Source organism: Streptomyces sp. NRRL S-37, assembly GCF_000721605.1.
Taxonomy (GTDB): Bacteria; Actinomycetota; Actinomycetes; order Streptomycetales; family Streptomycetaceae; genus Streptomyces.
The window spans coordinates 30,441-49,039 of sequence record NZ_JOIZ01000022.1 but is presented as its reverse complement, the minus strand read 5'-3'; the positions used below and the strand labels follow the sequence as shown (position 1 = coordinate 49,039).

Sequence of the window (18,599 nt, the reverse complement as noted above, 5' to 3'; positions counted from 1 at the left end):
CCCCGCTCCTCAAACTCCCCCAGAGGGGCTGAAACTTAGCCCCTCTGGGGGTACCCCCTCTGGGGGAGTTTGAGGAGCGGGGGTCCGGGGGCAGCGCCCCCGGGGACGGGAAGGGGAAGGGGCGGCGGGGGCGAGAAAACACCTGTCAGCGGTCGTCGCCGAGAAGCCCCGCCAGATCCAGGGCCGCGGCGATGCGAACCGCCACGTCCTCCGCGTACATCGCGTCGGAGCGCTCGAACGCGTGCCGCCCCACCCCCCGCAGAAACGTCACAGCACCAAGCGACCGCCCCCGGCTGCGCAACACCGCGCACAAGGCGTGCACCGCGTCTCCCGGCCACTGCCGCGCCAGCGCCCACGCCCGCGCCTCCTCGGCCCCCATGGACCCGGCGTCCGCCCGCACCGTCCCGGCCCGCTCCACACACCGCACCGCCGGATGCCCCTCGGCGTACCGCACCGGCAGCCCCGCCCGCCCGGCGAGCCTGCTCGGCCCCGGCGCACCGGCCGGCGTGGCGGCGATCCGCACCAGCCGCACCCGGCCGGTGTCCTCCGCGCCACCGGCCACCCGGTCGATCAGCGCGTGGTCGGCGAACCCGGCCAGCGCGAAGTCCAGGTGGACCGTCACCGCCTCCGCCGGATCCTCGCACTCCGCCGCCGCACGCGCCGCGCGGTGCAGCTGCTGCGCGCGGAACCGCAGCAGCGACGCCTCCTGCTCGCCCCGCCGGGACTCGGTCACGTCCTGGAACAGCCAGCCGACCCCGAGCGGCACCGGCTCCTCCGCCAGCGGCGACGACAGCCGCACGAAGCCGCTCCGCCAGCACCGCCGACGCTCGCCCTCCGGCGTGCGCACGCTCACCCACAGGTCGGCCGGCGCGGGCGGGGCGCCCTCCGCGAGGACATGGGTGAGCGCGCTCTCCAGCTCCTCCACGCCCTGCGCCAGCAGCTCCCCCAGCGGCCGGCCCAGTACGGACGTCCGCCCCGCCCCCAGCGCCCGCGCGGCGTGCGCGTTCACCACCGCGGGCCGCAGGTCCGCGTCGACCAGGACGACACCCCAGCTCGCCTCCTCCAGCAGCGCCTCGCTCAGCGCGATCGACCGCTCCAGGTCGATCTGCGCGTGCACCTCGCTGAACGCGCAGTACACCCCCGCCGGCTTCCCGTCCGGCCCGCGCACCGCCGCGGACTGGGTCCGCACCAGCACCCGGCCGCCGTCCTTCGTCAGCAGCGCGAACTCGTCGACCTGCCGGCCCGGCGCGTCCATGGCCGACATCAGCCGCGCCTCGACCTCCTCGGCGTCCGCGCTGCGCACGGCCCACCCGGCGAGACCGGCCCGGCCCACCGCCTCGTCCGCGCTCCAGCCGAGGATCCGCTCCGCCTCACGGTTCCAGTGCGTGACCGTCCCGTGCGCGTCGAAGGCGCACAGGGCGGCGTCCATACCGTCGAGCAGCGCGGCAAGGAGATCGGAGCCGTCCGCCCCCTCCCGCGCGGGCTCGGGCTCGTCCGGCCCCAGCTCGTCGGTGGTCCCACTACGCCGGGAAGCACTCACCTGGACCCCCTGCAGGCTGCGTCCGCACGTACGGCACGACGGTTCGCTCACTTGCAATCATTCAACTTGAACGTGACTCAGCGCACATCGGGTTCCCGCAAGATTGAGAGAATCGTTGTAGGCGGTCGCCTTCGCGTGAAGCGGCCGCCCTCCCTACGCGGGGGAAGCCACCAGTCGCAGGTCGACCCACTCGTCGCGCTCGCCGTCCAGGACGTACCGCTCCCGCTCGGCGAAGCCCTTCGCCGCGGCGAACCGCAGCCCCTCCGCGTTGGCCGCCTGCACCACGGTCTCGATCTCCCCGGCCCCGAGCCCGCGCGCGTGCGCCAGCCCCTTCTCGTAGAGCGCCGCGCCGATCCCCCTGCCCCGGTGCCCGGGCAGCACCCGCGCGATGACGGTCGCCACGGCCTCCTCGCCCCGCGGGGGCCGCACCGTCGAGCAGCCGACGAGTACGTCACCGTCGTACGCGTTCTCCAGCCGGTACCCGCGCGCGAGCCGCTTCCGCGCCTCGCCGGGCGTCATGGCGGGGGGCGGCACGATCACGTTGTGGACGTGCCGCCACTGCTCCAGCAGGGCGCCGCCGTCCACGACGTCGATACGAAGATCAGTCATCCGGCAAGCCAATCGCGCCCCCGCGCGGGGGTCAACGAAAAAAGTGGTTGATACGGCGCCGATCGCTTCTTAGGGTGGCAGTACTTCGGAAAGGAGGTGGTTCGGCAGATGTATGACAACCGGACGGAAGAGGTGGCTGCGGGCCAGTAGCCCGTCGCCGTACTCGGTTCGGCGCCGGACCGGCGTGTGCGAGATACACGCAACCGGCCCAATCCAACGCAGTCACCCGACCCGCGAGTCGCCGGTAACGTCCGGCCGGCTCCTCCCCAGGGAGGAACCAGACTCGCGGGTCGCCTGCGTTCCGGGGCCTTTCCTCAGTGGACGGTGTCCGCGTAGCCCTCGATCTCGCGCGGGTCGCGCGTGCCCGGGCCGACGTAGCGGGCCGAGGGTCGGACCAGGCGGCCCGTGCGCTTCTGCTCCAGGATGTGCGCCGACCAGCCCGCCGTACGGGCGCAGGTGAACATCGAGGTGAACATGTGCGCCGGGACCTCGGCGAAGTCCAGCACGATGGCCGCCCAGAACTCCACGTTGGTGGCGAGGACCCGTTCGGGGCGGCGGGCGTGCAGCTCGGCCAGGGCGGCCTTCTCCAGGGCCTCGGCGACCTCGAAGCGCGGGGCGCCGAGTTCGCGGGCGGTGCGGCGCAGGACGCGGGCGCGGGGGTCCTCCGCGCGGTAGACGCGGTGGCCGAAGCCCATGAGGCGCTCGCCCTTGTCGAGGGCCTGCCGGACGTACGCCTCGGCGTCCCCGGTGCGCTCGATCTCCTCGATCATGCCCAGTACGCGTGAGGGGGCGCCGCCGTGCAGCGGTCCCGACATGGCGCCGACGGCTCCCGAGAGAGCCGCCGCGACGTCCGCGCCGGTGGAGGCGATGACCCGCGCGGTGAACGTGGAGGCGTTCATGCCGTGCTCGGCGGCCGACGTCCAGTACGCGTCGACGGCCGCGACGTGCTTGGGGTCGGGCTCACCGCGCCAGCGGATCATGAAGCGTTCGACGATGGACTCGGCCCTGTCTATCTCGCGCTGCGGCACCATGGGCAGGCCCTGGCCGCGCGCGGACTGGGCGACGTAGGACAGGGCCATGACGGCGGCGCGGGCGAGGTCGTCGCGGGCCTGTTCGGCATCGATGTCGAGGAGCGGTTTCAGGCCCCACACGGGCGCCAGCATGGCCAGCGCGGACTGCACGTCGACGCGGATGTCGCCGGAGTGCACGGGGATCGGGAACGGCTCGGCGGGCGGCAGTCCGGGGTTGAACGCCCCGTCGACGAGCAGCCCCCACACGTTGCCGAAGGAGACGTGCCCGACCAGATCCTCGATGTCGACGCCCCGGTACCGCAGGGCGCCGCCCTCCTTGTCGGGTTCGGCGATCTCCGTTTCGAACGCGACGACTCCTTCGAGCCCGGGTACGAAGTCGGACATCTGGCGGCTCCTTGTGAGGTGGGTGACAGATGGTGTTGTGGGGTGGGACGACCGGGTCCGGCGGTCTGCGGTCGGCGGAAGCGTGGACGGGCGTCCGGTGGATCCACGGTCCGTATCGAACGGATTCGCGGTCCGGGACGTCACCCCTGTGATGCCCGGCTGGCGGTCACCCAACCGGATCAGTGGCAGCACGATATCCCCGAGTGCCATCTTTGGGGAGAGTTCGCGGCACTCAGTGCCACCACGTGACGCAGGACACCCCGTTCCCGGGGGCTCCGCGCATACGGCAGGATGACGGCGTGACCGACCGAGACGCCGTCCCCTTCGATCTCGCCTCGATGCGCAAGCAGTACCGGACCGAGGGGCTCTCCGAGACCGACCTGGCCGCCACCCCCGTCGGACAGTTCGCGCGCTGGTTCAAACAGGCCGCGACGGACGGCGGGCTGTTCGAACCGAACGCCATGATCGTCTCGACGGCGGACGCGGCGGGACGGCCCAGCTCACGCACGGTGCTGCTGAAGCACTTCGACGACGACGGGTTCGTCTTCTACACGAACTACGACTCCCGCAAAGGCCGCGACCTGGCGGAGAACCCCCACGTCTCGCTCCTCTTCCCCTGGCACCCGATGGCCCGGCAGGTCATCGTCACCGGCACCGCGCGCCGCACCGGCCGCGACGAGACGGCCGCCTACTTCCGCACCCGCCCGCACGGCTCCCAGCTCGGCGCGTGGGCCAGCGGCCAGTCCTCGGTGATCGCCGGCCGCGCGGAACTCGACGCGACCTACGCCGGCCTGGCGGCCCGCTACCCGGAGCACGAGCAGGTCCCGGTGCCGCCCCACTGGGGCGGCTTCCGGGTGGTCCCGGAGGCGGTGGAGTTCTGGCAGGGCAGGGAGAACCGGCTGCACGACCGGCTGCGGTACGTGGCGGAGGCGGGCGGGGGCTGGCGGGTGGAGAGGCTCAGCCCGTGAGCGGGCGGGATTCCCGTGCGGGGGACGAGGGGGCGGCACTGCCGCCGGCCGGGGCGGCGGTGGAGGCCCGTGACATCGCCGCGCGGGGTGAGGTCACGGCGGACGACGTCGTCGGCGTCCTCCGCGCGGTGCGCGGGCGGGCGTGATCGCGCGGGTTCCTACAGCTTGCCCCAGAGGTACGCGGTGCGGTGGCCGTCGAGCAGCCCGGTCAGCCGGGCGCGGAAGGCGTCGGTGAGGTCGGGCCAGTTCCAGAACTCGAAGCCCAGGCAGCCGAAGGCGAGCGGGGCCTCGTCCCAGGCCCAGTCCGGAACGGCGACGGCGGTCGTGCAGGCGGGGCACTCGACGGTCGCGGCACCGGTGTCGTACCACGTCCGCATGGCGGTGCCGAAGCGCTGCCATGTCTCGTCCTCCAGGGGGGGTGGAGGCTCCGCAGCGCGGGCAGAGGGCCGCGCCCGGCATGTCCGCGCCGCTGGTGAAGCCGGTGCGGCGGGTGTGGACGGCGAGTCCGTCCCAGGGCTCGAAGTCCCAGTCGTCGGTCACCGCACGTTCCCAGTGCGGGCCGGGCGGATGTCCCAGGGGCTGTCCAAGGACGCATTTCGTGCGTTCGGCGAGGACGATGCCCTCCGCCGCGAGCCGTTCCACCACCCGCCGGGCGAGCCGGGCGGCGTCCGCCTCGTCCGCGTCGAGGTCGACGATCACCTGGAACCGGTCGCCCATGGGTCAGCCCAGCGCCTCGTCCAGCAGTGCCGCCCACTGGGCCACCACGCGCTCGCGGCGGGCCGTGTCGTCGGTGAGGAGGTTGGCGAGACCGAGGCCCCGGGCCATGTCGAGGAGGCCCTGGACGGTTTCGCGGACGCCGGGGCGGGACTCGTCGGCGCCGAGGAGGTCGACGGCGATGCGGTGGGACTCGCGGCCGACGCGCAGTTCCAGCTCGGTCACGCGCGGGCGCAGCTGTTCCTCATTGGAGGCGGCGACCCACAGGTGGAGCGCCGCGCGGAAGACGGGGCCGGTGTAGAGGCCGACCAGCGCCTCGATCACCGCGCGGCGGTCACCGGCCGCGGCGCCTTCCGGGAAGAGGGCGCGCAGGGCGGTGGAGCGCTCCTCGGCGACGTACTCGACGGCGGCCGTGAAGAGGTCCTCACGGGTCGGGAAGTGGTGCTGGGCGGCTCCCCGGGAGACGCCCGCGCGTTCGGCGACGACCAGGACCGTGGAGCCCGCCCAGCCGTGTTCGGCGAGGCAGGCCACGGCGGCTTCCAGGAGCCGCTGCCGGGTGGCCCGGCTGCGGTCCTGCTTGGGGACTCGTTCGGCACGGTCGGCCGTGCTCACACCACCCATTCCGGATCCCGTCGTTCGAGGAAGGCCGTCATTCCCTCGCGCGCGGGGGCGGAGGCGAAGAGGCGTGCCGAGAGCGCGGTCAGGTCGGCCGCGTCCCGGTCGAAGGTCTCCAGCACCCTAGCCGTGAGCAGCCGTTTCGTCTCGGCCAGGGCGTCGGGGGCGGATCTGCGCAGGCCGTCGAGGATCGGGGCGAGGACCTCGTCCACGTCGTCGCCGGCGGCGGTGAGCAGGCCGATGCGGACGGCCTCGGCGGTGTCGAGGTGTTCGCCGGTGAGGTAGTAGCGGGCCAGGGCGCGCGGGTCGGTGCGGGGCAGCAGCGGCAGGGAGATGACGGCCGGCGCGACCCCGATGCGGACCTCGGTGAAGGCGAACGTCGCCGCGTGGGAGGCGACGGTGATGTCGCAGGCGGCGAGCAGGCCGAGGCCGCCCGCGCGGACGTGCCCGGTGACCCGCGCGAGGACCGGTTTGGGCAGCTCGACGATCTGCCGCAGCAGGCCCACCAGTGCCTCGGGGGCGGGCGGGTCGCGCAGGTCGGCGCCCGCGCTGAAGGTGTTGCCGGTGTGGGTGAGGACCACCGCGCGGACGCCGGTGTCCTCGCCGGCGCCGGTGAGCGCGTCGGCCAGTTCGCCGACGAGGGTGGCGGACAGGGCGTTGCGGCGCTCCGGGGCGTCGAGACAGAGCGTTTCGACGCCCCGCGCGCGGGTGCGGCCGATCAGGGTCACGAGGGCTCCTCGCGCACCGCGCGGAGTTCACGGCGCAGGATCTTTCCGGAGGCGGCGCGCGGGACGCCGTCGATGAAGGTGACGTGCCGGATGCGCTTGTAGGGGGCGACGCGTTCGGCGACGTACGTCATGATCTCGTCCGCGGAGAGCTCCGGGGCGGACGGCCGGCGGACGACGTGGGCGTGCGGTGCCTCGTTGCCGTCGTCGTCGTAGACGCCGATGACGGCGGCGTCGGCGATGCCGGGGTGGGTGAGGAGCAGCGCCTCGAGTTCGGCGGGGGCGACCTGGAAGCCCTTGTACTTGATGAGTTCCTTCACGCGGTCCACGACGAAGAGCCAGCCTTCCTCGTCGACGTGGCCGACGTCGCCGGTGTGCAGCCAGCCTTCCTCGTCGATCATGGCGGCGGTGGCGTCGGGGCGGCCGAGGTAGCCCTTCATGATCTGCGGACCGCGGATGAGGATCTCGCCGGGCTCGCCGGGGCCGAGGTCCTCGCCGGGGTCGTCGAGGGAGACGATCCGCATCTCGGTGCCGGCGATGAGCTTGCCGACGGTGCCGGGGGGCGCGTCGTTCATGGCGTCCAGGGGGACGACGTGGGTGCCGGGCGACAGTTCCGTCATGCCGTACGCCTGGCCGACGGGCGGCAGTCCGAGTCTCCGCGAGCAGGCGGCGGCGAGGCCCGCGTCCAGGGGTGCGGCGGCGCTGACGACGTACTTCAGGGACGACAGGTCGTACCGGGCGACCAGGGGGTGCTTGGCGAGGGCCAGGACGATCGGCGGGGCCACGTACAGGCCGGTGATGCGGTGGTTCTGGATGGCCGCGAGGAACGTCTCCAGGTCGAAGCGCGGCAGGACGACGACGGTGGCGCCCTGCCGGAGCGGGGCGTTCATCAGGGCGGTCAGACCGTAGATGTGGAAGAACGGGAGCACCGCGAGGATGCGGTCGCCGGGGCCCGCGGTGATCAGCGGCTGGAGCTGGGCGAGGTTGGTGGCGATCTGGCGGTGGGTGAGCATCACACCCTTGGGGACGCCGGTGGTGCCGGAGGAGTACGGCAGGGCGGCGACGTCCTCGGCCGGGTCGATGGCGGCCTCCGGCTCGGGTGCGGTGGAAACCAACATGTCGATCAGGGAGCGGTGTCCGGGCGCGCTGTCGCAGACGAGGATCTCCTCGATCCCGCCGGCCAGTCCGGCGGCCCTCCGCGCGGTGTCCAGCAGCGGTGAGACGGTGACGATCCAGCGGGCCGCGCAGTCCTTCAGCTGCTTGCCGAACTCCTCGGCGGTGGCCAGGGGGTGCACGGTGGTGACGGAGGCGCCCGCGCGGGTGGCGGCGTAGAACGCGGTGGGGAAGGCGACCGTGTTGGGGCTGTGCAGGGCGAGCACGTCCCCCTTGCGCACGCCCGCCTCGGCGAGTCCCGCGGCGACCCGCCGGTGGAAGCGGTCCAGTTGCTCGTAGGTGAGGGTGGTGCCGTCGGTGCCGTCGATCAGTGCCGGGGTGGGTGCCGTGCATCGCAAGGCGGAGGAGGGCGCCAGGGCGGAGCCCTGGCAACCGACGACAACGCGGCGAGGTGCGGTGCCAGACCCCGCGACCCCGACAGGATCCAAACGACACCCCCTAGTACGACTTGGGGAGGCCCAGGGTCTGGTGGGAGACGTAGTTGAGGATCATCTCCCGGCTCACCGGGGCGATACGGGACACGCGCGCGGCGGTCACCAGCGAGGCGAGCCCGTACTCGCGCGTGAGGCCGTTGCCGCCGAGGGTGTGCACGGCCTGGTCGACGGCCTTCACGCAGGCCTCGGCCGCCGCGTACTTGGCCATGTTGGCGGCCTCGCCCGCGCCCGCGTCGTCGCCGGCGTCGTAGAGGTGGGCGGCCTTCCGCGTCATCAGGCGGGCCAGTTCGAGGTCGATGTGCGCCTGGGCGAGGGGGTGGGCGATCGCCTGGTGGGAGCCGATGGGGGCGTTCCAGACGGTGCGCTCACGCGCGTACGCGACGGCGCGGGCGAGCGCGTAGCGGCCCATGCCGATCGCGAAGGCGGCCGTCATGACGCGTTCGGGGTTGAGGCCGGCGAAGAGCTGGAGCAGGCCCGCGTCCTCGTCGCCCACGAGGGCTTCCGCGGGCAGCCGTACGTCGTCGAGGACCAGCTCGAACTGTTTCTCCACGGCGTGGAGTTCCATGTCGATGGGGCGCCGCCGGAAGCCCTCGGCGTCGCGCGGGACGATGAACAGGCAGGGCTTGAGCTTCCCGGTGCGGGCGTCCTCGGTGCGGCCCACGACGAGGGTGGCGTCGGCGATGTCGACGCCGGAGACGAACACCTTGCGGCCGGTGAGGAGCCAGTCGGTGCCGTCGCGGCGGGCCGTGGTGGTGAGGCGGTGACTGTTGGAGCCGGCGTCGGGTTCGGTGATGCCGAAGGCCATCAGGCGGCTGCCGTCGGCCAGGGTGGGCAGCCACTGGCGTTTCTGGGCCTCGGTGCCGAAGCGGGAGATGACGGTGCCGCAGATCGCCGGGGAGACGATCATCATCAGCAGGGGGTTGCCGGCGGCGCCCATCTCCTCCAGGACGAGGGAGAGTTCGGTGATGCCACCGCCGCCACCGCCGTATTCCTCCGGCAGGTTGACGCCGATGTAGCCGAGCTTGGCGGCTTCCTGCCAGAAGGAGCGGTTGTCGGTGCCGGGGACGTGAGGGTGGTTGGTCGCGAACGCGGCGACCGCTTCGCGGAGGGCCTTGTGTTCCTCTGATTCGATGAGGGTGTTCATCGGGACTCCTTCGTGGATACCCCGGCCTTCAGGCTGGGGTGGGGGTGCCTCCCGCTTGCGGGGGAGAAACGAAGTTCCCGCGTAGCGGGGCAGGGAAGGGCGAATCGCCTCCAGGGCGATTCGATGTGTGCGGCCACCGGCCGACAGCCTTCACTTACACGGAATCCGATACGGTGTGAGGTGTGACGCGGCAGGTCAAGCGGGCGTTCAAGTACCGCTTCCATCCCACGGACGAGCAGGCGGCGGAGCTGTCGCGCACGTTCGGCTGCGTCCGCCTCGTCTACAACAAGGCTCTGGAAGACCGCACGCGGGCCTGGTACGGCGAGCAGCGCCGGATCTCCTACGTGCAGTCGTCGGCCGCGCTGACACAATGGAAGAAGACCGGGGAACCGGCCTTCCTGTCGGAGGTGTCCTCGGTCCCGCTCCAGCAGGCGCTGCGCCACCTTCAGACGGCGTTCGGGAACTTCTTCGCCAAGCGCGCCGAGTACCCCCGGTACAAGTCGCGGAAGAAGTCCCGGGCGTCGGCCGAGTACACCCGCAGTGCCTTCACGTGGCGTGACGGGAAGCTGACCCTGGCCAAGATGACGGCGCCCCTGGACATCCGCTGGTCCCGTCCCCTTCCCGAAGGGGCGGAGCCGACCACGGTGACCGTCTCCCGCGATCCGGCGGGCCGCTGGTTCGTCTCGATGCTGTGCGAGGACACCATCGCCCCCGCGCCGGCCACCACGGCGGCGGTCGGCATCGACGCCGGGATCACCTCCCTGGTGACCCTGTCCACCGGGGAGAAGATCGCCAACCCCCGGCACGGGTGCCGCGACCGTGCCCGCCTCGCGAAGGCGCAGCGGGAACTGTCGCGGAAGGCGAAGGGCTCGGCCAACCGGGAGAAGGCCCGGCGCCGCGTCGCCAAGGTCCACGCGCGGATCGCCGACCGGCGCCGGGACTTCCTGCACAAGCTGTCGACTCGGCTCGTCCGTGAGAACCAAACGGTCGTGATCGAGGATCTGACCGTCCGCAACCTGCTGAAGAACGGCCGCCTCGCGCGCGCCATCTCGGACGCGGCCTGGACGGATCTGCGCATGATGCTGGAGTACAAGTGCGCCTGGTACGGGCGTGAACTCGTCGTGATCGACCGCTTCTTCCCCAGTTCCAAGCTGTGCGGGGCCTGCGGCACGGTCCGAGGGAAGCTGCCGCTGAACGTCCGGGAGTGGACGTGCGAGTGCGGCGCCGTGCATGACCGCGACGTGAACGCGGCACGCAACATCCTGGCCGCCGGGCTGGCGGCGTCTGCCTGTGGAGACGGTGTAAGACCTCAACGGGAGTCCTCCCGGACGGGGCGGTCGTCGGTGAAGCAGGAAACCCAGCGGGCGACCGCTGGAATCCCCCGCCTTTAGGCGGGGGAGGAAGTCAAGTGGCTCCTTCGACTGCGGGTTGTGTGTGGCTGGTCGCGCCCACGCGGCGGTAACCGCACATCGGGCACAGCCCCGCGCCCCTAGGAGGCTTCCTCCACGACCGCCAGGAGGGTGCCGGGTTCCACTTGCTGGCCCGGGGCCGCGCGGAGGGTACGCAGGACTCCCGTGACCGGGGCGGTGATCTCGTGCTGCATCTTCATCGCCTCCAGCCAGAGCAGGGGCCGGCCGGCCTCCACCTCCGTGCCCTCGGTCAGGCCCTCCGCGACGCGGACGACCGTGCCCGGCATGGGGGCGAACAGGGAGCCGGGAGCGTGCTGGGCGGTGGGGGCGGGGAAGCGGGGCAGGGCGGTGAGGGCGGTGGCGCCGACGTGGACGCGGTCGCCGTAGCGGCTGACCTCGTAGCGGCGTCGTACGCCGTCCACGTCCAGGATCACCAGCCCCGCGTCGGCGTGCACGACGTGCACCCCGTCGGCCGCGAGGCCGTCGCGCGTGTGCCGGTAGCGGACCTCGTGCTCCTCGCCCGCCATCGCGTACCGCTTGACCTGCGGCTGCGAGGGCAGGTTGCGCCAGCCACCGAAGCGGGAGCGACCGTGGGCGTCGGCGAGGGCGGCGGCGAGCGGGGCGTACGGGTCGGGGGCCGGGGCGGTCAGCTCGGGCAGGTGGCGGTCGTAGAAGCCGGTGTCCATGCGGGCTTGCGCGAACTCCTCGTGCCGCAAGGAGCGGACGAGGAGGTCCCGGTTGGTGACGGGGCCGTGGGTCACCGCCCGTTCCAGTGCGGACGCGAGCTTGCGGACGGCCTCCGCGCGGGTGGGGGCGTGGGCGACGACCTTGGCGAGCAGGGGGTCGTAGTGGACGCCGATGTCGTCGCCGTCCGTATAGCCGGTGTCCAGGCGTACGGAGTCGGGGACGGCGAGGCGGTGCAGCCGGCCGGTCTGCGGTGCCCAGTCCTGGGCGGGGTCCTCGGCGTAGAGGCGGGCCTCGACGGCGTGCCCGCGCGGGAGAGGCGGCCCGTCGCCCAGTGCGTGGCCCTCCGCGACGCGGATCTGCTCGGCGACGAGGTCGATCCCGAAGACGGCCTCGGTCACCGGGTGCTCCACCTGGAGGCGGGTGTTCATCTCCAGGAAGTGCGCCCTGCCGTCGGCGACGAGGAACTCGACGGTCCCGGCGCCGACGTAGGAGACGGCACGCGCGGCGCGTACGGCGAGGGCGTGGAGCTCCTCGGTGAGCGGTCCGGTGAGACCGGGCGCCGGGGCCTCCTCGATCACCTTCTGGTGGCGGCGCTGGAGGGAGCAGTCGCGGGTGCCCAGCACCCACACCGTGCCGTGAGTGTCGGCGAGCACCTGCACCTCGACGTGCCGGCCGCCCTCCACGTACGGCTCGACGAACACCTCGCCGTCACCGAAGGCGCTCGCGGCCTCCGCGCGGGCGGCGTTCCGCTCGCCGTCCAGGTCCGCGAGGCGCCGTACGACGCGCATCCCGCGTCCGCCGCCGCCCGCCGCCGCCTTCACCAGCACCGGCAGGTCGGCCTCGGTGACCTCGTACAGGGGCTCGATGCCCATCAGCTCCTTGGCGCGCGTCTTCGACGCCATCGCCTCGATCGCCTCCGGGGGCGGCCCGATCCACACCAGGCCCGCGTCCCGTACGGCCCGCGCGAAGCCGGCGTTCTCGGAGAGGAAGCCGTAGCCGGGGTGGACGGCGTCCGCGCCGGCCGCGAGGGCGGCCTTCACGATCAGGTCGCCGCGCAGGTAGGTGTCGGCGGGCGCCGTCCCCGGCAGGCGTACGGCGGCGTCGGCCACGCGCGCGTGGAGGGCGTCCTCGTCGGCGTCCGAGTGCACGGCGACCGTCCGGATTCCCAACTCACTGCAGGTGCGGGCGATCCGGCAGGCGATCTCGCCCCGGTTCGCGATCAGCAGGGAAGTGATCATCGGTCCCTCACATCCGGAAGACGCCGAAGCCGCCGCGCGCGCCCTCGTAGGGCGCGGTGTGGACGGCCGACAGGCACAGGCCGAGGACGGTGCGGGTGTCGCGCGGGTCGATGACGCCGTCGTCGTACAGCCGCCCCGACAGGAACATCGGCAGGGACTCGGACTCGATCTGCCGCTCCACCATGGCGCGCAGCGCCGCGTCCGCCTCGTCGTCGTACGGCCGTCCCTTCGCCGCCGCCGACTGCCGGGCGACGATGGACAGCACGCCGGCGAGCTGCTGCGGGCCCATGACGGCGGACTTGGCGCTGGGCCAGGAGAAGAGGAAGCGGGGGTCGTAGGCGCGGCCGCACATGCCGTAGTGGCCGGCGCCGTAGGAGGCGCCCATGAGGACGGACAGGTGGGGGACGCGGGAGTTGGCGACCGCGTTGATCATCATGGCGCCGTGCTTGATGATGCCGCCCTGTTCGTATTCCCTGCCGACCATGTAGCCGGTGGTGTTGTGCAGGAAGAGCAGGGGGATGTCGCGCTGGTTGGCGAGCTGGATGAACTGGGCGGCCTTCTGGGACTCCTCGCTGAACAGGACCCCCCGGGCGTTGGCGAGGATGCCGACGGGGTAACCGTGGAGAGCCGCCCAGCCGGTGGTGAGGCCGGCGCCGTAGAGGGGTTTGAACTCGTCGAAGTCGGAGGAGTCGACGATCCGCGCGATGACCTCGCGCGGGTCGAAGGGGATCTTGAGGTCGCCCGGGACGATGCCGAGGAGTTCGTCCTCGTCGTACTCGGGCGGGGCGGCCGGTCCCGGGTCGCCGTACGCCTTGCGGTGGTTGAGGCGGGCGACGACCCGGCGGGCCTGGCGGAGCGCGTCGGGTTCGTCGACGGCGAAGTGGTCGGCGAGGCCCGACACGCGCGCGTGCATCTCGGCGCCGCCCAGGGATTCGTCGTCGCTCTCCTCCCCGGTGGCCATCTTCACCAGCGGCGGCCCGCCGAGGAACACCTTCGCCCGCTCCTTGACCATGATCACGTGGTCGGACATGCCGGGGATGTACGCGCCTCCGGCGGTGGAGTTGCCGAAGACGACGGCGATCGTGGGGATGCCGGCCGCCGAGAGCCGGGTGAGGTCCCGGAAGATCGCGCCGCCGGGGATGAAGATCTCCTTCTGGGAGGGCAGGTCGGCGCCGCCGGACTCGACGAGGCTGATCACGGGCAGCCGGTTGGCGAGCGCGATGTCGTCGGCGCGCAGGGCCTTCCTCAGGCTCCAGGGGTTGCTGGCGCCGCCGCGCACGGTCGGGTCGTTGGCGGTGATCAGGCACTCCACGCCCTCGACGACACCGATACCGGTGACGAGCGAGGCGCCGACGGTGTACTCGCTCCCCCAGCCCGCCAGTGGGGACAGCTCCAGGAAGGGCGTGTCGGGGTCGAGGAGCAGCTCGACGCGCTCGCGGGCGAGCAGCTTGCCGCGCTTCCGGTGCCGTTCGACGTACTTGTCGCCGCCGCCCGCGAGGGCCTTGGCGTGTTCGGCGTCGAGTTCGGCGAGCTTGGCGAGCATGGCGTCGCGGTGCGCGCGGTACTCCGGGTCGGCCGTGTCCAGGGCGGATGCGAGGACCGTCACAGGAGGGCCTCCGGGATGTCGAGGTGCCGGGAGCGCAGCCATTCGCCGAGCGCCTTGGCCTGCGGGTCGAAGCGGGCCTGCGCGGCGACGCCCTCGCCGAGGATGCCCTCGACGAGGAAGTTCAGGGCGCGCAGGTGGGGCAGTATGTGCCGGGTGACCGGCAGGTCGCGGGCCTCGGGGATCAGCTCCCGGAACCGCTCGACGGTCAGCTCGTGCGCGAGCCACCGCCAGGCGTCGTCGGAGCGGACCCAGACGCCGACGTTGGCGTTCCCGCCCTTGTCGCCGCTGCGGGCGCCTGCGAGGAGGCCGAGGGGGGCTCTGGTGATGGGTCCCGCGGGCAGCAGCTCGGGAAGCGCGGGTTCTGGTACGTCGTCGAGTACGGCAGTGTCATGGGGCGCGTCCACGGCGATCCGGCGTCCGTCATGGAGGACGGCCACATGGTCGACGTCCCCCTGGGGGACGTACACCTCCTCGAAGACGCCATAGGGGGAGCCCTTGCCCGGTGGTGCCATCACATGGAATCCGGGGTAGCTGGCCAGTGCCAGCTCGATGGCGGCCCCGCTCAGCACCCGTCCGGCCTTCTCCTGGTCGGGATCCCGTACGACGAGCCGCAGCAGCGCGCTGGCGGTCTCCTCGGTGCCGGCGTCGGCCCGGTCGGTGCGGACCAGCTCCCAGCGCGCCTCGGCGGGCGGCGACTCGGCGAGCGCGTCACCCATCTGCTCCTTCACGAGGCGGGCCTTGGCCTCGATGTCGAGCCCGGTGAGCACGAACACGACCTCGTTGCGGAAGCCGCCGAGCCGGTTGCGCCCGACCTTGAGCGTGGGCGGCGGGGCCTCCCCCCGGATGCCTTCGACGCGCACCCGGTCGGGCCCCTCCTGCCGTAACCGCACGGTGTCGAGGCGTGCGGTGACGTCCGGCCCGGCGTACCGGGCCGCGCCGGTCTCGTACAGCAGTTGCGCGGTGACGGTGCCGACGTCGACGAAGCCGCCGGTTCCGGGGTGCTTGGTGATGACGCCGCTGCCGTCGGCGTGGATCTCGGCGAGCGGGAATCCGGGCCGCCGGAGGTCGCCGGGGCGGCGCTCGCCGAAGAAGGCGTAGTTCCCGCCGGTCGCCTGCGTCCCGCACTCCAGCACATGCCCGACGACGACCGCCCCCGCCAGCCGGTCGTACTCCGTCGGCTTCCAGCCGAAGTGCGCGACGGCGGGCCCGGTGACCAGGGCCGCGTCGGTGACCCGCCCGGTGACGACCACGTCGGCGCCCGCGCGCAGGCACTCGGCGATCCCGAATCCGCCGAGGTAGGCGTGGGCGGCGAGGCTGCCGGGGTACCGCGCGGTGAGGTCGTCGCCCTCGACGTGGGCGACCCGTACGGGGAGGCCGAGCCGGCCGGCGAGGGCGCGTACGGCGTCGGCGAGTCCGGCGGGGTTGAGTCCGCCCGCGTTGGCGACGATCTTCACGCCCCGCTCGTGGGCGAGCCCGAGGGTCTCCTCCAGTTGCCGCAGGAAGGTGCGGGCGTACCCGGCGGAGGGGTCCTTCAGCCGGTCGCGGGCGAGGATGAGCATGGTCAGCTCGGCGAGGTAGTCGCCGGTGAGGACGTCGACCTCGCCGCCGGTGAGCATCTCGCGCGGGGCGTCGAAGCGGTCGCCGTAGAAGCCGGAGAAGTTCCCGATGCGCAGGGTCACCGGGTGCCCTCCTTCGGCGGGCGTCCGGCTCCCGGCGGCCCGGCGAAGGCCTGGGCGATGTCCAGCCAGCGGTCGGCGTCGGGGCCGTCGGCGGTGAGGGCGAGGTCCGCGCGGTGGGCGCGCTGGGTGACGAGGAGGCAGAAGTCGAGCGCGGGGCCGGTGACCCGCTGGGCCGCGTCCTCGGGACCGTACGCCCACACCTCGCCCCCCGGCCCGGTGAGCTCGACCCGGAAGGGGTCGGCCGGCGGGGTGAGTCCGTGCGTCGCGTAGGCGAAGTCCCGGGTCCGCACCCCGAGCCGGGCCACATGCCGGAGCCGGTCGGTGGGTGGCCGCATCACACCGATCGCGTCCGCCACGTCCAGACCGTGGGCCCAGGTCTCCATGAGGCGGGCGGTGGCCATGGAGGCGGCGGACATGGGCGGCCCGTACCAGGGGAACCGCGCCCCGGCCGGCGCCTCCCGCAGCGCCTTCTCCAGCGCCGCGCGTCCCTCGCGCCACCGCGCGAGCAGGTCGGCGGGCGCGGACCGGGCGTACTCCTCGGCGCCCTCGTCCACGAAGGTGTGCGGGGCGGTGAGGGCCTTCTCCACCAGCGCCCGGAATCCGTCCGGGTCGGTGACGGCGAGCAGCGCGGAGCGGTCGGTCCAGGCGAGGTGGGCGATCTGGTGGGCCACGGTCCAGCCCGCGGCGGGCGTCTCCCGCCCCCACTGCTCCGCACCCGCCCCGGCCACCAGCCGGTCGAGGTCGTCGCTCTCGGCACGCAGATCGTCGATGACACGCGTCGGGTCGGCCATGAGGGGAGCATGGCAGGGGCGAATAAAACAATCAAGCGTGCTTGCTCGCTTTTACCAACCGGGGCAGCAACTCGCCCACTTGCTCAAAATATTAGCCTGCGCTAATTTCTTCAGGTGTGGCCGAACCCTATGAGCTGCGCTTCTTCGAAGACGTACTGGACTGGATCAAGACGCTCGCCAAGGAGGACCCGGAAAGCCACCTTCACGTGATAGCCGCTCTGGAACGGCTCCAGGAAGTGGGCCCCGCGCTTCGGCGGCCAACGGTCGGGGCGATCGAGAAAAGCCGCTACCGGAACATGCGGGAGTTACGTCCCCGCAACGGCGGGACGGTGAGCATCCGCATGCTGTTCGTCCTCGACCCCGAGCGGCGGGCCATCTTCCTGGTCGCGGGCAACAAGGCCGCCGGGCGCCAGTGGGCCGCCTGGTACCCCAGGGCGATCAAAGAGGCCGACGACAAGTTCACGGCATACCTTGAGGCGCTGGAACAGGAGAAGAGGAAAGGGCAGGACTGATGAACCTTGGTTCCATGGACGACCTGACGGCCGACATCACCCCCGAGAAGCGCGAACGCATCGATGCCATCAAGGCGGAGATGATCGATGCGGAGCGCGGGCACGAGCTGGCCACGCTCCGCAAGGCCCAAGGCTTCACCCAGGTTCAGGTCGCCAAGGCGATGGGCGTCACTCAGGGCCGGGTCAGTCAGATCGAGCGGGGGACCGCTCGCCTGGACACCTCGACGATGGCGGCGTACCTGCACGCGATCGGCGGCGAGCTGACCATAACGGCCACGGTGGGAAACCTTTCGGTACGGCTGTAGAGCGCGCCGGATCACAGTCCGGCGCCGTCGGCCTTCCCCCGCCCCACCTGTGTCCGCACCGCGCCCATGCTCGCCGCGATGACCAGGGCGATGGCGGCGGCCCCGGTGGCGGAGAGGGCCTGGTCGAGGACGAGGAAGCCGGCGGTGGCGGCGAGGGCCGGTTCCAGGCTCATCAGGATCGCGAAGGTGGAGGCGGGCAGGCGGCGCAGGGCGAGGAGTTCGAGGGTGTACGGGAGGACGGAGGACAGCACCGCGACCGCCGCGCCCAGGCCGAGGACCGTCGGGTCGAGGAGCTTCGTACCGGACTCGACGACGCCCAGCGGCAGGAAGAGGACCGCCGCCACGGCCATGGCGAGGGCGAGACCGTCCGCCTGCGGGAAGCGGCGCCCCGTACGCGCACTGAAGACGATGTACGCCGCCCACATGGCGCCGGCGCCCAGTGCGAAGACCACACCCAGCGGGTCGAGACCGCTGAAGCCGCCGCCGCCCAGGAGGAACACCCCGGCGAGGGCCAGGGCGGCCCACACGAGGTTGACCGCCCGCCGGGAGGCCAGCACGGACAGCGTGAGCGGGCCGAGGACCTCCAGCGTGACCGCCGGGCCGAGCGGGATGCGGGCGACGGACTGGTAGAACAGCCCGTTCATCGCCGCCATGGCGACGCCGAAGGCGATCACCGTGCCCCAGTCGGCGCGCGCGTGTCCGCGCAGCCTCGGCCGGCACAGCACCATCAGCACGAGCGCCGCCACCAGCAGCCGCAGCGTCACGACCCCGAGCGCGCCGGCCCGCGGCATCAGCGTCACCGCCAGCGCCCCGCCGAACTGCACGGAGATCCCGCCGGCGAGGACCAGCCCGACCGGCCCGAGGGAACCCCGTCCGCGCGGGGCGCCGGCCGGGGCGGGCGCGTGGCCGTGCTGCCCCGTCCCTGCTGTGGTGGACGGGGTGGTGGCGCTGGGGGTGGTCACGGGGCCTTCCAGGGACGTCGGAGCGGACACTTGCCTGTACCGAGTGTGCATCCTGATGAACCGCTCGGTCCAG

Annotated in this window: 18 protein-coding genes; 5 read left to right on the top strand and 13 right to left on the bottom strand. The window is 72.6% G+C overall.

Annotation, left to right across the window (positions count from 1 at the left end; all coding sequences use genetic code 11):
- Positions 1-145: 145 nt before the first annotated feature.
- The 3 genes from IH50_RS0129820 to IH50_RS0129810 form a co-directional block, all read right to left on the bottom strand.
- Positions 146-1,540 (bottom strand): PAS domain-containing protein, encoded by a 1,395-nt coding sequence (locus IH50_RS0129820; RefSeq protein ID WP_030869063.1) that lies wholly within the window; start codon positions 1,538-1,540, stop codon positions 146-148.
- Positions 1,541-1,693: 153 nt separating this feature from the next.
- The gene (locus IH50_RS0129815) at positions 1,694-2,149 is read right to left on the bottom strand and encodes a GNAT family N-acetyltransferase (RefSeq protein WP_030869061.1); all 456 of its coding nucleotides are present in this window, start codon (positions 2,147-2,149) and stop codon (positions 1,694-1,696) included.
- A 314-nt stretch (positions 2,150-2,463) separates the two neighbouring features.
- Complete coding sequence (locus IH50_RS0129810) at positions 2,464-3,564, bottom strand: citrate synthase 2 (protein ID WP_030869058.1); 1,101 nt, start codon at positions 3,562-3,564, stop codon at positions 2,464-2,466.
- Between the two features lie 299 nt (positions 3,565-3,863).
- On the opposite strand from IH50_RS0129810, the gene pdxH reads away from it, so the two are divergent.
- Both pdxH and IH50_RS41755 read left to right on the top strand, forming a co-directional pair.
- Complete coding sequence (pdxH, locus tag IH50_RS0129805; protein ID WP_030869056.1) at positions 3,864-4,532, top strand: pyridoxamine 5'-phosphate oxidase; 669 nt, start codon at positions 3,864-3,866, stop codon at positions 4,530-4,532.
- Entirely contained in the window at positions 4,529-4,678 is a 150-nt protein-coding gene (locus IH50_RS41755) for a hypothetical protein (RefSeq protein ID WP_158801324.1), read from the top strand. The genes pdxH and IH50_RS41755 overlap by 4 nt, the downstream gene beginning before the upstream one ends.
- Before the next feature lie 12 nt (positions 4,679-4,690).
- Here the strand turns inward: IH50_RS41755 and IH50_RS42800 are convergent, their stop codons facing one another.
- From IH50_RS42800 to IH50_RS0129775, 5 genes are all read right to left on the bottom strand, one after another.
- Complete coding sequence (locus tag IH50_RS42800; RefSeq protein ID WP_234328261.1) at positions 4,691-4,909, bottom strand: hypothetical protein; 219 nt, start codon at positions 4,907-4,909, stop codon at positions 4,691-4,693.
- A gap of 343 nt (positions 4,910-5,252) precedes the next feature.
- On the bottom strand, positions 5,253-5,867 hold the full coding sequence (locus IH50_RS0129790) for a TetR/AcrR family transcriptional regulator (RefSeq protein ID WP_030869053.1): 615 nt from the start codon (positions 5,865-5,867) through the stop codon (positions 5,253-5,255).
- Positions 5,855-6,589 (bottom strand): enoyl-CoA hydratase family protein, encoded by a 735-nt coding sequence (locus IH50_RS0129785; RefSeq protein ID WP_030869051.1) that lies wholly within the window; start codon positions 6,587-6,589, stop codon positions 5,855-5,857. The genes IH50_RS0129790 and IH50_RS0129785 overlap by 13 nt, the downstream gene beginning before the upstream one ends.
- Positions 6,586-8,115 carry a 4-coumarate--CoA ligase family protein gene (locus IH50_RS0129780; RefSeq protein ID WP_051767505.1) on the bottom strand — a complete coding sequence of 510 codons (1,530 nt, stop codon included), beginning with the start codon at positions 8,113-8,115 and terminating at the stop codon, positions 6,586-6,588. Before IH50_RS0129780 ends, IH50_RS0129785 begins: the two co-directional genes overlap by 4 nt.
- Positions 8,116-8,197: 82 nt before the next feature.
- Complete coding sequence (locus IH50_RS0129775; RefSeq protein ID WP_030869045.1) at positions 8,198-9,337, bottom strand: acyl-CoA dehydrogenase family protein; 1,140 nt, start codon at positions 9,335-9,337, stop codon at positions 8,198-8,200.
- 182 nt (positions 9,338-9,519) lie between these two features.
- Between IH50_RS0129775 and IH50_RS0129770 the strand changes: the two genes are divergently transcribed.
- A complete protein-coding gene (locus IH50_RS0129770; protein WP_030869043.1) occupies positions 9,520-10,728 on the top strand; it encodes an RNA-guided endonuclease InsQ/TnpB family protein in 1,209 nt (402 codons plus the stop codon).
- A 98-nt stretch (positions 10,729-10,826) separates the two neighbouring features.
- Here the strand turns inward: IH50_RS0129770 and IH50_RS0129765 are convergent, their stop codons facing one another.
- Genes IH50_RS0129765 through IH50_RS0129750 form a run of 4 tightly spaced genes read right to left on the bottom strand, consistent with a single transcriptional unit; the run spans position 10,827 to position 16,747 of the window.
- Entirely contained in the window at positions 10,827-12,671 is a 1,845-nt protein-coding gene (locus tag IH50_RS0129765) for an acetyl/propionyl/methylcrotonyl-CoA carboxylase subunit alpha (protein ID WP_030869041.1), read from the bottom strand.
- A 7-nt stretch (positions 12,672-12,678) separates the two neighbouring features.
- Entirely contained in the window at positions 12,679-14,277 is a 1,599-nt protein-coding gene (locus IH50_RS0129760; RefSeq protein ID WP_030869038.1) for an acyl-CoA carboxylase subunit beta, read from the bottom strand.
- Positions 14,274-15,956 (bottom strand): acyclic terpene utilization AtuA family protein, encoded by a 1,683-nt coding sequence (locus tag IH50_RS0129755; RefSeq protein ID WP_030869036.1) that lies wholly within the window; start codon positions 15,954-15,956, stop codon positions 14,274-14,276. The genes IH50_RS0129760 and IH50_RS0129755 overlap by 4 nt, the downstream gene beginning before the upstream one ends.
- Positions 15,953-16,747: a TIGR03084 family metal-binding protein gene (locus tag IH50_RS0129750; protein ID WP_030869033.1), complete on the bottom strand. Its 795-nt coding sequence runs from the start codon at positions 16,745-16,747 to the stop codon at positions 15,953-15,955. The genes IH50_RS0129755 and IH50_RS0129750 overlap by 4 nt, the downstream gene beginning before the upstream one ends.
- Positions 16,748-16,863: 116 nt before the next feature.
- Between IH50_RS0129750 and IH50_RS0129745 the strand changes: the two genes are divergently transcribed.
- Together IH50_RS0129745 and IH50_RS0129740 are read left to right on the top strand one after the other, a co-directional pair.
- Positions 16,864-17,259 carry a type II toxin-antitoxin system RelE/ParE family toxin gene (locus IH50_RS0129745; RefSeq protein WP_037873128.1) on the top strand — a complete coding sequence of 132 codons (396 nt, stop codon included), beginning with the start codon at positions 16,864-16,866 and terminating at the stop codon, positions 17,257-17,259.
- 14 nt (positions 17,260-17,273) lie between these two features.
- The gene (locus IH50_RS0129740; protein WP_234328260.1) at positions 17,274-17,564 is read left to right on the top strand and encodes a helix-turn-helix domain-containing protein; all 291 of its coding nucleotides are present in this window, start codon (positions 17,274-17,276) and stop codon (positions 17,562-17,564) included.
- Between the two features lie 11 nt (positions 17,565-17,575).
- Here the strand turns inward: IH50_RS0129740 and IH50_RS0129735 are convergent, their stop codons facing one another.
- The gene (locus IH50_RS0129735) at positions 17,576-18,526 is read right to left on the bottom strand and encodes an EamA family transporter (protein WP_030869023.1); all 951 of its coding nucleotides are present in this window, start codon (positions 18,524-18,526) and stop codon (positions 17,576-17,578) included.
- Between the last annotated feature and the right edge of the window lie 73 nt (positions 18,527-18,599).

Bases quoted from the DNA above. Each gene is read 5' to 3' on its own strand.
- IH50_RS0129815 (WP_030869061.1), bottom strand. From the start codon at position 2,149: ATGACTGATCTTCGTATCGACGTCGTGGACGGCGGCGCCCTGCTGGAG.
- IH50_RS0129810 (WP_030869058.1), bottom strand. From the start codon at position 3,564: ATGTCCGACTTCGTACCCGGGCTCGAAGGAGTCGTCGCGTTCGAAACG.
- IH50_RS42800 (WP_234328261.1), bottom strand. From the start codon at position 4,909: ATGCGGACGTGGTACGACACCGGTGCCGCGACCGTCGAGTGCCCCGCC.
- IH50_RS0129790 (WP_030869053.1), bottom strand. From the start codon at position 5,867: ATGGGTGGTGTGAGCACGGCCGACCGTGCCGAACGAGTCCCCAAGCAG.
- IH50_RS0129775 (WP_030869045.1), bottom strand. From the start codon at position 9,337: ATGAACACCCTCATCGAATCAGAGGAACACAAGGCCCTCCGCGAAGCG.
- IH50_RS0129765 (WP_030869041.1), bottom strand. From the start codon at position 12,671: ATGATCACTTCCCTGCTGATCGCGAACCGGGGCGAGATCGCCTGCCGG.
- IH50_RS0129750 (WP_030869033.1), bottom strand. From the start codon at position 16,747: ATGGCCGACCCGACGCGTGTCATCGACGATCTGCGTGCCGAGAGCGAC.
- IH50_RS0129740 (WP_234328260.1), top strand. From the start codon at position 17,274: ATGGACGACCTGACGGCCGACATCACCCCCGAGAAGCGCGAACGCATC.